At 73.7% G+C, this 12,874-nt stretch carries 9 protein-coding genes; all 9 read left to right on the forward strand.

Annotated elements, in window-relative coordinates; all coding sequences use genetic code 11:
* Position 1: 1 nt before the first annotated feature.
* On the forward strand, positions 2-2,455 hold the full coding sequence (locus tag AB0B40_RS26470) for a hypothetical protein (protein WP_362265911.1): 2,454 nt from the start codon (positions 2-4) through the stop codon (positions 2,453-2,455).
* Positions 2,452-4,992 carry an aminotransferase class III-fold pyridoxal phosphate-dependent enzyme gene (locus AB0B40_RS26475; protein ID WP_362265913.1) on the forward strand — a complete coding sequence of 847 codons (2,541 nt, stop codon included), beginning with the start codon at positions 2,452-2,454 and terminating at the stop codon, positions 4,990-4,992. Before AB0B40_RS26470 ends, AB0B40_RS26475 begins: the two co-directional genes overlap by 4 nt.
* On the forward strand, positions 4,989-5,267 hold the full coding sequence (locus AB0B40_RS26480; RefSeq protein WP_345055728.1) for an acyl carrier protein: 279 nt from the start codon (positions 4,989-4,991) through the stop codon (positions 5,265-5,267). Before AB0B40_RS26475 ends, AB0B40_RS26480 begins: the two co-directional genes overlap by 4 nt.
* Complete coding sequence (gene fabF, locus AB0B40_RS26485) at positions 5,264-6,514, forward strand: beta-ketoacyl-ACP synthase II (RefSeq protein WP_345055726.1); 1,251 nt, start codon at positions 5,264-5,266, stop codon at positions 6,512-6,514. The genes AB0B40_RS26480 and fabF overlap by 4 nt, the downstream gene beginning before the upstream one ends.
* A gap of 108 nt (positions 6,515-6,622) precedes the next feature.
* Positions 6,623-8,494: a 2-oxoacid:acceptor oxidoreductase subunit alpha gene (locus AB0B40_RS26490; RefSeq protein ID WP_345055725.1), complete on the forward strand. Its 1,872-nt coding sequence runs from the start codon at positions 6,623-6,625 to the stop codon at positions 8,492-8,494.
* Positions 8,487-9,521 (forward strand): 2-oxoacid:ferredoxin oxidoreductase subunit beta, encoded by a 1,035-nt coding sequence (locus AB0B40_RS26495; protein ID WP_362265916.1) that lies wholly within the window; start codon positions 8,487-8,489, stop codon positions 9,519-9,521. The genes AB0B40_RS26490 and AB0B40_RS26495 overlap by 8 nt, the downstream gene beginning before the upstream one ends.
* Positions 9,522-9,596: 75 nt before the next feature.
* Positions 9,597-11,393, forward strand: a complete 1,797-nt coding sequence (locus AB0B40_RS26500; protein ID WP_345055722.1) for a hypothetical protein — start codon at positions 9,597-9,599, stop codon at positions 11,391-11,393.
* Between the two features lie 222 nt (positions 11,394-11,615).
* Positions 11,616-12,014 carry a DUF6153 family protein gene (locus tag AB0B40_RS26505; RefSeq protein ID WP_362265918.1) on the forward strand — a complete coding sequence of 133 codons (399 nt, stop codon included), beginning with the start codon at positions 11,616-11,618 and terminating at the stop codon, positions 12,012-12,014.
* Positions 12,015-12,146: 132 nt separating this feature from the next.
* The gene (locus tag AB0B40_RS26510) at positions 12,147-12,794 is read left to right on the forward strand and encodes a DUF305 domain-containing protein (protein ID WP_345059772.1); all 648 of its coding nucleotides are present in this window, start codon (positions 12,147-12,149) and stop codon (positions 12,792-12,794) included.
* Positions 12,795-12,874: the final 80 nt, after the last annotated feature.

Genomic DNA, 12,874 nt, shown 5'->3' on the forward strand with positions numbered 1-12,874 from the left:
AGTGGACAACAGCAGCGGCAGCCCCCGGCCGTCGCGCTTGCTGATCGCGGCCGTCGGCAAACGCCCGGCCTTCCAGCGGACCGTCGCGACCGCCTTCGGCGATCTGGTCGAGGGCTCGCAGCGGATCCTGACCACCTCCGCACTGCCCTACCGGCACGACGACTGGCCGGAGCCCTACCGGTACACGCACGGCCGCGCGCGCCGCTTCCTCGACCGGGCGCTGCCCCACGCGACCATCACCCTCTGCTCCGCCGAAACCCTCACGGAGGCGGCGACCCAGCTGCGCGCGGCCGCCGGCCCCGACGGGACGAACCCCGCCACGCTCGCCCTGGTCCTGGTCGACGCCGTGGCGGCCGGCGTGTCCGACGAGCCCCTGGACACCTCCCTCACCGACGAACTCGACGCCCTGCGGGCCGCGTTGCCCCCGCACGTCGGCTTCGAGACGTCCCCGTACACCGTGCACGTCTACGACGACGGCCCCCCTCCCCGCGCGCGGATCGCCCAGCCGCACAACCGCCGCCGCCTCCCCGGCGACGACTGGGTACTGGCCGCCGACGTGATCTGCGCCTTCACCGACGTGGTCCAGCTGCAGCACACCGCCGGGGCGCTGCGCGCCTCGGCCCGCACCGCGCCGCCCGCGCTCGCCGGTGCGCTCGCCGACTTCCTCGACTCCCGCGCCACGACCCCCTGGGGTCTGCACTACTACACGGGCTCGGTGGTCTCGGGGCTCATCGCCGAGCTGGAAGACCGCGCCGCCCGCTCCGGCAACCCGGTGCTGCGCGGCCCGAGCGAACACAGCCTCGCCTGTGGCGCGCTGGCCCGCTGGCAGCTGGACGCCGCACCCGCCCTCATCGTGGTGACCAGCGGGATGGTGGACGAGTTCCGCGGTACCCTCGCCAATCTGCGCGACGCCCGTGCCCGCGGCTTCATCGTGTGCGCCGACTCCCGCGCGGACACCTGGTACCCCTTCCAGGGCACGGTGCACGCCGCCGAGGACTCCCGGGAACTGCTGCGCGCCCGCCGCATCCCCCACGTCCACCTCGACGACCCGCGCCGGCTGGCGGCCGACCTGGCCACGGCGTTCGCCGCCTACGACGAGGACCGCGGCCCGGTCGTCCTGCTCGCCACCCCCGACGTGCTGGAGGCGTCCCGCGTCGAGCTGCCGCCCCCGCCGCCCCCGCCCCGCGCGCCCCGGGCGACGGTCACCGAGGACGCCCTCGCCCCGGTCGTCGACCTGCTCAACCACGGCCCCGAGCGGATCCTGTGGCAGCTCGGCGCCCTGTCCGCCGGGGAACGCGCCCTGGTCCACGAGATCGCCGCCGACGGCGGCATCGGGCTCGCCGACTCCCTCACCCGCCCCGGCACGGTCGCCCGCTACCGCGACGGCGCCGTCGTCCCCGAGTACCTCGGCACGCTGGGCCTGTACGGCTACTCGGACCGCGTCCACGCCTTCCTGCACCGGGACGGACGGCTGCGGCCCCGGGACGAGCAGTGCCTGTTCTTCGTCAAGAGCCGGATCACCGAGGCGGCCACCCCGTTCTCCCCCCGGGCCCTGCAACGCTCCCTGCGCATCGTCCAGGTCAGCGACGAGGCCGCACACCTCGCGCCGTTCACCGACCACCCGGTGCGCGCCGAGGCCGCGCACTTCCTGCGCGCCGTCCGCGACCGCCTCGCCGTGCCCGCCGAGCTGCTCGCCGCCCGGCGCCGTGCCCTCGCCGAGGCCGCCGACTCCGCCTCGGACGTCGTCCACGGCCTGCCCGTCCAGCCGATGAGCCTCAACTACTTCTACCACCGGCTCGGCGAGGTCCTGGACGGCCTCATCACCGCGGACGGCTACACCTACACCGGGGTGTACGACGTCGGACGCGGCGGTCTGTCCGCCGTCCGCAACCTGCCCCGCACCGGCCCCGGCTTCTCCGGCTGGTACGGCCGCGCGCTGATGGGTGACGCCCTCCAGGCCGTGCCCGCCATCGCCCTCACCAGGCCCGGCAACACACTCGCGTTCATCGGCGACGGCGCCGCCGCCCTCGTCCCGGACATCCTGCCCGGCCTGATCCAGCAGATCTGCTTCCACGGGCACCGGCTGGACGGCAACCTGAGCGTCTTCCAGCTCGTCGACGGCGGACACTCGATGATCCGCACCTACCGCGAGGGCCGCTCGGCGGCCGGCGCCGGCCGGCAGACGCAGGTGCTCCACCTGCTCCCCGAGGACGGCGAGGAGACCTTCGGGCCCCTCACCGTCGCCCGCCGCAGACTCGACGACATCGATCCCGGCACCCTGCGCGCCGACCTGCTGCGCCGCTCCACCCTGAACCTCTACTCGGTCCCGGTGACCCACAACAACGAGGGCGACGGACTCAGCCTGCTCTCCCAGCTCGGCTGGCAGCGCGACACCCTCCCCGAACTCACCTTCGCCATGGCCCGCACCCCCGGCGGCACGGGCGGTGCCCGATGAAGTTCGGATTCCTCGCCCACCCCGTCAGCGACGGCCACCGCAACCAGGTCCGCGGACTCGACCTGTTCGGCCGGCTGCTCGACGAGCACCGCGGCATCCCCCGCGACCCCGCCCCGCGCCGGCACGTGCCGCTGCCCGAGCTGGCCCTCACCTCCGCGGCCGGCCACCGGTGCACCGGCGAGGTGCGGTATCTGCCCTACACCGCCGAGCAGTTGCTGCGCCGTCCGGCGCTCGGCCGGGAGCTGGTCGCCGCCCAGGCGGCCGAACTGCGCGACGCCGGCGCCGAGCTGATCGGGCTCGGCGGGGCCACCTCCATCGTCGGTGACCGCGGCGTGTGGACCGCGAAGACCGTCGACGCGCCGCTGACCAGCGGGAACTCCCTGACCACCTACGCCGCCCACGCGGCCGTCCGGCACTGCGCCGAGCGGCTCGGCCAACAGCCCGGCCGGGCCCGCGTCGTGGTCGTCGGCTACCCCGGTTCGATCGGTCTGGCCCTCGCCCGGCTGCTGCTCGCCGACGGCTACGAGCTGGACCTGGTACGCCGTCCCAGCGCCCGGACCCCCGAGGCGCTGCTGCGCTACCTCGAACCCGCCGAACGCACCCGGGTCACCCTGCACGACGACCCCGCCGGGCTCTACGGCGCCGCGCGCCTGTACGTCAGCGCCTCGTCCACCGGCGGCGCCCTGGACGCCACCCGGATGCACCCCGGCTCGGTCGTCGTGGACGTCGCCCTGCCGAGGGACGTCGCCGCCGCGCCGCCCGGCCGGCACGACGTCCTGGTCGTCGACGGCGGCCTGGTCAGTGCGACGGACGCGGTCCGGCTCGGCGACGGCATGCTGCCCGCCCCCACCCAGCAGCTCAACGGCTGCCTCGCCGAGACCGTCGTGCTCGCCCTGGAACAGCGCGCCGAGCCCTGGTCACTGGGCCGCGAACTCGACCTGGACCGGATCGTCACCATCGGCGGACTCGCCGCCCGGCACGGCTTCCTGCCCACACCGCTCGCGAGCTTCGGGCGGACCGTCGGCGACGAGTGGTTCGACCGGCTCGCCCGCCACCACACCCCGGCCCGCGGCACACCCCCGTCCCGGACCGCGCGGACGGCGCGCAGGTTCCGCACCCATGTCAATCCGCCGATGGCCCGGCTGTTCGCCGCCCACGGAATGGACCGGGTCTTCACCCGCGCCGAGGGCTGCACCCTCGTGGCCGAGGACGGCACCGAATACCTCGACTTCGTCGCCGGATACGGCTGCCTCAACCTCGGCCACAACCACCCGGCCGTCACCCGCGCCCTCCGCGGGTTCCTCGACCTGGGCGCACCCACCTTCGTGCAGTACGTCTCCATGCCCGCCCACACCGCCGAACTGGCCGAGCGGCTCAGCGATCTGGCACCCCCCGGACTGGACCGGGTCTTCTTCTCCAACTCCGGCGCGGAGGCCGTCGAGGCCGCCCTCAAGCTGGCCCGCGCCGCCACCGGGCGCAGCCGGCTGGTGCACGCGGAGAACAGCTACCACGGCAAGACGCTCGGCGCCCTGTCGGTGACCGGGCGCAGCGGCCACACCGCCGCCTTCCGCCCGCTCCTGCCCGACTGCGTCGCCGTGCCCTACGGGGACACGGACGCCCTCGCCGCGGCCCTCGACGGCGCCGCCGCCCTCATCCTGGAACCCGTCCAGGGGGAGGGCGGAGTGATCCTGCCGCCCCCCGGCTACCTGGCCGAGGCCCAGCGCCTGTGCCGCCGGGCCGGCGCCGCCTTCGTCCTGGACGAGATCCAGACCGGGCTGGGCCGCACCGGCACCGTGTTCGCCGCCGAGCACGACGCCCTCGAACCCGACATCCTCTGCGTGGCCAAGTCCCTGTCCGGCGGACTCGTCCCGCTGGCCGCGACGCTCGCCCGACCCGAACTGTGGGACAGCGCCTACGGGAGCACCGACCGGGCCATGCTGCACTCCTCGACGTTCGGCGGCGGCAACCTCGCCGCGGCCGTCGGCCTGGCCACCCTCGACACCCTGGTCGTCGAACGGCTGCCGCAGCGGGCCCACGAGGTCGGCACCCGGCTGCGCGAGCGGCTGCGCGAGGTCTGCGCCCCCTACGGCTTCGTCCGGGAGGTCCGCGGCATCGGACTGATGAACGCCATCGAGTTCGACGGCGACTTCTCCGGCGCCGCCCGGGCGATGGCCGACGAGGCGCTCGCCCGGCTCCCCGGCGACCTGCACGGACTGATCGAGTGGCTGCCCACGCAGGTCCGCGACGCCTTCCACCGGGCCGGGCAGGCCGTGGAGTCCTCGCTCGGCGACCTGATGTGCCTGCGCTTCGTCGCGCAGCTCGCCCGTGACCACCGGATCCTCACCTTCCTCACCGCCAACAGCAACCGGGTCCTGCGCATCCAGCCGCCCCTGCTGCTCGGACCGGCCGAGGCCGACCGGTTCACCGGCGCGGTCGAGGCCGTCTGCCAGGACTTCGCGCTGCACGCGGACCTCGGCGCGTGGCGGGGGACCGGCGCGCCACTGCCCATCCACCACGACCCAAGGCGGCCCCAGTGACCCCACCGACCCAGACCGAAGGCGCCGAGGCGGTCCTCGCGCGCGTGAGCGACCTGCTGTGCGAGCGACTGGGCCTGCTTCCCGACGAGATCACCCGGGAGGCCCGGCTCCGGGAGGACCTCGGCATGGACTCGCTCGATCTGGTCGAGCTGGTGACCATCCTCGAGGAGCACCTGGGCACACCCGTCGACGACGATGCCGCCCAGCGGCTGACCACCGTCGGCGAGGTGGTGGCCCATGTCGTCGACACCCGTGGCCCGGGGGAACCGCGGTGACCGCCGGGGACCGGCGCGTGGTGGTGACCGGACTCGGCCCGGTCACCTCCATCGGCGTCGGAGCCGACGACTTCCACGCGGCGCAGCTGAAGGGACTGAGCGGCGTCCGGCCGATCACCCGCTTCGACGCCGGCGGCATGCCCGTGCGGATCGCCGGAGAGGTCGACCTGCCCGCGGCACGCGCCCCCGCAGCACGGGACGCCGCCACCGCCGACCGGTCCACCCACCTCGCCGTGGCCGCCGCCGGCCTGGCCCTGGAGAGCAGCGGCCTCGACCTGGCCGCCGAGGACCGCACCAGGATCGGTGTCGTCATCGGCACCGGCTCGGGCGGTGTCTCGACCTGGGAGACGAACACCGCCGCGCTGCTCACCCACGGCCCCGGACGGCTCGGCGCCCGCTTCATCCCGATGAGCATGGCCAACAGCCCCGCCTCCCGGATCTGCCTCGACCTCGGACTGCTCGGCCCGAGCAGCGCCGTGGTCACCGCCTGCGCCTCGGGCGCCGACGCCCTCGTCACCGCGAGCCAGATGATCACCTCCGGTGAGGCCGACGTCGTCCTGGCCGGAGGCACCGAAGCGCCCGTCACCCGGATGCTCGTCGGCGGCTTCGCCAAGATCCGGGCCCTTTCCACCCGCAACGACCGGCCCGAGCAGGCCAGCCGGCCGTTCAGCGCCGACCGGGACGGCTTCGTCCTCGCCGAGGGCGCGGCCGTACTCGTCCTGGAGTCCGCCGCGCACGCCGCCGCACGCGGCGCGCGCGTCCTGGCCGAACTGCGCGGCTTCGGCCGCTCCTCCGACGCCCACCACGTCACCGCACCCCACCCGGAGGGTGCGGGCGCCGCCCGGGCACTGCGAGCGGCACTGCGCTCGGCGGGCCTGCGCCCGCAGGACGTCTCGCACATCAACGCGCACGGCACCGGCACCGGTTACAACGACGCCGCCGAGGCCAAAGCCCTGCACGCCGCGCTCGGCGAGGCGGCCGGGCGGATCCCGGTGTCCGCGATCAAGTCCATGACCGGCCACGCGCTCGGCGCCGCGGGCGCGATCGAGGCGGTGGCCGCCGTGCAGGCGATCGACCGGGGTGTCGTCCCACCGACGACCAACCTGGCCGAGCCCGACCCCGCCCTCGGCCTGGACGTGGTCGGCGGCACACCGCGCGACCTGCCGGTCGACGCCGTCCTGTCGAACTCGTTCGCCTTCGGCGGCCACAACGTCGTCCTGGCGTTCACCCGCCCCGCTCCGGCCTGACGGCCCCCGATCCGCGGGTCGGCCCCCGTAAACCCCCGGCGGGGGCCGGCCCGCGTTCCTTTTCGAATCCTTCCTCCGTCCGCGTCCACTGCGAGGGGAACCGCACCGATGGTCAGTATGGTCAGCAGGTCCAAGCCGGTCCGACGGCTCGACCGGGTGGTGATCCGGTTCGCCGGCGACTCCGGCGACGGGATGCAGCTCACCGGCGACCGTTTCACCTCCGAGACCGCCTCGTTCGGCAACGACCTGTCGACGCTGCCGAACTTCCCGGCGGAGATCCGTGCCCCCGCCGGCACCCTGCCCGGAGTGTCGTCCTTCCAGCTCCACTTCGCCGACCACGACATCCTCACCCCGGGCGACGCGCCGGACGTGCTGGTGGCGATGAACCCGGCCGCGCTCAAGGCCAACCTGCCCGACCTGCCGCCCGGCGCCGAGATCATCGCCAACACCGACGAGTTCACCAGGCGCGCCCTGCAGAAGGTCGGCTACGACGCCTCCCCGCTGGAGGACGGCTCGCTGGACGGCTACCGCCTGCACCCGGTGCCGCTGACCACACTGACCCTGGAGGCGCTCACCGGCACCGCGCTGGCCCGCAAGGACGCGGAGCGGGCCAAGAACATGTTCGCCCTCGGCCTGCTGTCGTGGATGTACGACCGGCCCACCAGCGGCACCGAACGCTACCTGCGGCGGAAGTTCACGCAGAAGCCCGAGATCGCCGAGGCCAACGTGGCGGCTCTGCGCGCCGGATGGAACTTCGGCGAGACCACCGAGGACTTCGCCGTCTCCTACGAGATCGCCCCCGCCCCGCTCGCCCCGGGCACCTACCGGAACATCTCCGGCAACCTGGCCCTGTCCTACGGGCTCATCGCGGCGGCGCAACGGTCCGGGCTGCCGCTGTTCCTGGGCTCCTACCCGATCACACCGGCCTCGGACATCCTGCACGAGCTGAGCCGGCACAAGAACTTCGGTGTGCGCACCTTCCAGGCCGAGGACGAGATCGCGGGCATCGGCGCCGCGCTGGGCGCCGCCTACGGCGGCTCGCTCGGTGTGACGACGACGTCCGGCCCCGGCGTGGCCCTGAAGTCGGAGACGATCGGACTGGCCGTCTCCCTGGAACTGCCGCTGGTGATCGTGGACATCCAGCGCGGCGGCCCGTCCACCGGCCTGCCGACCAAGACCGAGCAGGCCGACCTGCTCCAGGCGATGTTCGGCCGCAACGGCGAGGCACCGGTGCCGATCGTCGCGCCCCGGACCCCGGCGGACTGCTTCGACGCGGCGCTCGAGGCGGCCCGCATCGCGCTGACGTACCGCACCCCCGTCTTCCTGCTCTCCGACGGCTACCTCGCCAACGGCTCCGAGCCGTGGCGGATCCCGCGCCCCGACGAACTCCCCGACCTGCGGGTGCCGTTCGCGACCGGCCCGAACCACACCCTGGACGACGGCACCGACGTCTTCTGGCCCTACAAACGCGACCCGCGGACCCTCGCCCGTCCCTGGGCCGTCCCGGGCACCCCAGGGCTGGAGCACCGCATCGGCGGCATCGAGAAGCAGGACGGCACGGGCAACATCTCCTACGACCCGGCCAACCACGACTTCATGGTCCGCACCCGCCAGGCCAAGGTCGACGGCGTCCAGGTCCCGGACGTGGAGGTGGACGACCCCACGGGCGACGCCCGGGTCCTGGTGCTCGGCTGGGGCTCCACCTACGGCCCGATCACCGCTGCCGTACGCCGCCTCCGCGCGGACGGCGACCGGATCGCCCAGGCCCATCTGCGCCACCTCAACCCGTTCCCCGCCAACCTCGGCGCGGTCCTCTCGGCCTACGACAAGGTCGTCGTGCCCGAGATGAACCTCGGCCAGCTCTCCCTGCTGCTGCGCGCCGAGTTCCTGGTGGATGCCTACCCCTGCAACCAGGTCAACGGCATGCCGTTCCGCTCCGCTGACCTCGCCCTGGTGCTGAAGGAGGCTCTCGATGACTGAGGCCCTGCCCCTCGCCCCCGTCCAGCCGAAGACCCTGTCGCCCAAGGACTTCCGGACCGACCAGGAGGTGCGCTGGTGCCCGGGCTGCGGTGACTACGCCGTCCTCGCCGCGGTCCAGGGCTTCATGCCCGAACTCGGCCTCGCCCGCGAGAACATCGTCTTCGTCTCGGGCATCGGCTGCTCGTCCCGCTTCCCGTACTACATGAACACCTACGGGATGCACTCCATCCACGGCCGGGCCCCGGCCATCGCCACCGGCCTCGCCGCCTCCCGCCCCGACCTGTCCGTGTGGGTCGTCACCGGTGACGGCGACGCCCTCTCCATCGGCGGCAACCACCTGATCCACGCCCTGCGCCGCAACGTCAACCTGAAGATCCTGCTGTTCAACAACCGGATCTACGGCCTGACCAAGGGCCAGTACAGCCCGACCAGCGAGACCGGGAAGATCACCAAGTCGACCCCCATGGGTTCGCTGGAGTCCCCGCTGAACCCGCTCTCCCTCGCCCTCGGCGCCGAGGCGTCCTTCGTCGCCCGGACCATCGACTCCGACCGCAGGCACCTCACCTCGGTGCTGCGGGCGGCCGCCGCCCACCGGGGCACCGCTCTCGTGGAGATCTACCAGAACTGCAACATCTTCAACGACGGCGCCTTCGACCTGCTGAAGGAACCCGGGACCCGCGACGAGGCGCTGGTCCGCCTCGAACACGGACGCCCCGTCCGGTTCGCCGACCAGGGCGTCTTCCGGGGTGCCGACGGCGAGCTGCACACCGGCCCGGTCACGCCCGGCGACGAGGACCGGGTCCTCGTGCACGACGCCCACGCGGCCTCCCCGGCCACCGCGTTCGCCCTGTCCCGGCTCGCCGACGCCGGCACGCTGCGGCACACCCCGGTCGGCGTCCTGCGCGACGTCGACCGGCCCGTCTACGACGCCCAGCTCACCGAGCAGCTGGGGCGTTGCGTCGAGGAGAGGGGCCCCGGCGACCTCGCCGCCCTCCTCTCCGGCAACGACACCTGGGCCGTCGCCTGACCTCGGCGCCGGCCGCCGCCCGAACCCTCCTGCCGCCGGCGCACGAGCCGCCGACTCATCCAGCCAAGGAGTGCCATGCCTGAGAACGACCGCGCCGCCGCCCCCTGGGAACACCTCCGCGCCGACGTGTGCGTGGTCGGGTCGGGCATCGTCGGCCTGATCAACTCCCTCGCGTACGCCAAGCGCGGACTGTCCGTGGTCTGCGTCGACCAGCCCACGGAGAAGCAGCTCGCCAGTTACAAGGTCGGCGAGTCGCTGCTGATCTACTCCAACGCGTTTCTGCGCGTGCTCGGTGAGCTGGACGAGGCCTTCCAGAAGTCGTTCCACAAGGCCGGCTTCTGGATGGCCCACGGCATGGAGGGCCGTACCAGCTTCGACGAGTCGGTGTCGGAGTGGGGATTCGAGAGCGACCTCCCGCAGCACTGGATCGACAAGGCGGTCAACCCCCTGTTCCCGCGCGTGATGTTCGAGGACTCGCAGATCGTCCGCCCGGAGATCGAGGCGGAACTGCGCGAACGCGCACGCAAGACGGAAGGCGTCACACTCCTGGAGCGCGGTCTGGTCCGCGAGGTGGAACTCGGCCGGGACGCCGCCGACCACACCCTGACCTGGGTCTCCCGGGACCGCAGGGAGCAGGGCCGGATCGACACCCGCTGGATCGTCGACTGCTCCGGCCGCAGCCGGCTGCTGGCCCGCCGCTTCGGCCACGACCTGCCGCTGGACTCCGGGTTCGCCACCACGGCCGCCTGGGGCCAGTTCTCCCACTGCTCCGACGACCTGTTCGACGAGCGGTGGACGTACCACTTCCCCGACGGCGACACCGCCCGGCGCGACCGCAACACCCTGCACCTGTGGGGCGCCGGGTACTGGATCTGGATCATCCGGCTGGCCGGCGACCGGGTCAGCGTCGGCGTCACCTACGACCGCAACCGGCCGCCCGAGGAGGGCAACGCCCGCGAGGTCTTCTGGCAGGTGCTGCGCCGCTACCCGGTGCTCGACTGGCTGACCGAGGACCACCTGCTGGAGTTCAGCGCCTACAAGGACGTCCAGCACTGCACCGACACCTTCGTCTCGCCCCGCCGCTACGCCATGGTCGGCGACGCCTCGTCGATCATCGACGCGTACTACAGCCAGGGCCTGTCGCTGTCCATGACCACCTCCTGGCACATCGCCAACATCGCCGAACGCGACATCCGCGACGGTCACCTGGACACCGGCTACCTCGATCACGTCAACCGCGCCGTGACCGCCGACTGGCGGATCATGCGCTCGATGGTGCGGTCCAAGTACAGCGAGGCGATCGGCGACAGCCGCTTCTTCATCCTCGACCACCTGCTCGACCTGACCGTCTTCGGCGCCGCGATGCTGGGCCGGTTCCGGGCCACACGATGGCTGATCGAGACCGAGGGCCGCACCTCCGAGGAGAACGCCGAACACGTGCGCCTGCGCACCGGACTGTCCCGGCGCATGTACCTGTCCCAGTCCGCGCCGTGGCACCACCTCGACCCGCACCGGGTCGCCGGGATCGTGGAGAGCTGGCACCGCGGCCTGGAGCGCCGCGCCAAGTGGCGGCTGGAGAACGGCGTCGAACTGCCCGCGACCAAGGCCGCCATGCGCGCCTACGCCGCGCTCCCGGGCATCTGGCGGCTGCCCTTCGTGCAGCGCATGGCGAAGGCCGACCTCACCCTCAAGGCGGTCAAGGAGCCCGGCTTCACCTCCGTCCGGGGCACCGAGTACCGGCCGCCCGTCATGGCGGTCTCCGGCAGCCTCGTCCTCGCCCTGGCGGGGATGGGCACGCTCTACGACATCGCCGACACCCGGGTCAGGAAGCTGCGCAAGTTCGGCCGCGAACTGCGCCGCGGCCGTCGCTGAACCACCCGCCACGGCCGTCGCTGAACCACGCGCCGCGGCCGGCCGGCCGCCGTGCCGCCCCGGCCGCGGGAGGGTCCCGGTGGGCGGACGGCGTGCGGGGCGGACACGGCTCGCCGTCGCCGCGCGGCACCACTGCCGGCGGCGGCACCCCGCTCCGGCCGGTCGGATGCGCGACGGCGGGCCGGGGCCCCCGGCCGTCACCCGCCCCGTACGATGACCGCGATGCACAGCACGGGAGAGCACCTTCGGCCACCGCTCCGGCGGTGTCGCGTGCTGTCCGTGCTGGCGGTTCTGATCGGGCTGCTGGGCATGCACGCCCTCGCGCCCGGCGGCGCAGCCGGACACGCGGAGCACGCCCGGGGCGGGCACCTCGCGGCCGTGCTCGGCGCCGTGGACGACTGCCCCGGCGGGGACGGTCACGACGGCGGCGGCCGGCCGCACCACGCCGATCCCACGTGCGCGTCCGGTGCCGTGAACGACGGGCCGCGGCTGCCGGCCCTCGCCCCCGTCCCGGCGAGCGCCGCCATGCCGTCCGCCGCCCCGCGCCCGTGCCGGGTCGCGGCACCGGACGGCGCCCGTGCACCACCCTCCCTGGCGGAACTCCAGCTCCTGCGGATCTAGGGGCTCCCGTTCGGATCATGCCGGGCTCGGCCTGATCCACACGAAAGCCCCCGGCGGCACCGACGGCCCGGCACTCATCGCGGCCGTTGTCACGCGTGCCCCGCATCCCACCGAACAGCAGGAGTTCCCCGCATGACCATCCGTACCAAGACGCGCCGCGCCGCTCTGGCCGCGCTCGCCGTGACCAGCGCCCTCGTCCTGGCCGCCTGCGGCCACGGCGACGCCGACGCCGGCCACACCGGCCACGGCTCCTCCGCCGCCCCGGGCTCCTCCGCCGGCGCGGACGCGCCGGCCGTCGCGCACAACGCCCAGGACGTCACCTTCGCGCAGGGCATGATCCCCCACCACCGGCAGGCCCTGGAGATGGCGCGACTCGCGGACGGCCGGGCCTCCTCGGCGCGGGTGAAGGACCTCGCCGCCCGCATCGAGAAGGCGCAGGACCCGGAGATCCGCACCATGACCGGCTGGCTGAAGTCCTGGGGTGAGGACGTGCCCATGGCCGGCACGGACCACTCGGGCCACTCCGCCATGTCCGGGATGTCTGAGATGTCTGGGATGATGAGCGACGCCGACATGTCCGCCCTGGAGAAGGCCACCGGCAAGGACTTCGACGCCAGGTTCCTGGCGCTGATGGTCCGGCACCACCAGGGTGCCGTCGAGATGGCCACCACCGAGAAGGACAAGGGCCGCTACGGCGCCGCCAAGGACCTGGCGGACGCCGTCGTCACCGCGCAGAACGCCGAGATCGGGGAGATGAAGCAGCTCCTCGGCACCAGCTGACGGCACGGCGGGCGGGGCCGGTGCCACCCGCCCCCCCCCCCCCCCCCCCCCCCCCCCCCCCAAAACACCGCCCCCCCCAA

This window comes from Streptomyces sp. NPDC042638 (assembly GCF_040647235.1).
Lineage (GTDB): Bacteria > Actinomycetota > Actinomycetes > Streptomycetales > Streptomycetaceae > Streptomyces > Streptomyces rameus.

What these genes read in the sequence shown, in the direction of transcription:
- AB0B40_RS26495 (WP_362265916.1), top strand. Translation starts at nt 8,487, where the DNA reads ATGACTGAGGCCCTGCCCCTCGCCCCCGTCCAGCCGAAGACCCTGTCG.
- AB0B40_RS26475 (WP_362265913.1), top strand. Translation starts at nt 2,452, where the DNA reads ATGAAGTTCGGATTCCTCGCCCACCCCGTCAGCGACGGCCACCGCAAC.
- AB0B40_RS26500 (WP_345055722.1), top strand. Translation starts at nt 9,597, where the DNA reads ATGCCTGAGAACGACCGCGCCGCCGCCCCCTGGGAACACCTCCGCGCC.
- AB0B40_RS26490 (WP_345055725.1), top strand. Translation starts at nt 6,623, where the DNA reads ATGGTCAGTATGGTCAGCAGGTCCAAGCCGGTCCGACGGCTCGACCGG.
- AB0B40_RS26505 (WP_362265918.1), top strand. Translation starts at nt 11,616, where the DNA reads ATGCACAGCACGGGAGAGCACCTTCGGCCACCGCTCCGGCGGTGTCGC.
- AB0B40_RS26510 (WP_345059772.1), top strand. Translation starts at nt 12,147, where the DNA reads ATGACCATCCGTACCAAGACGCGCCGCGCCGCTCTGGCCGCGCTCGCC.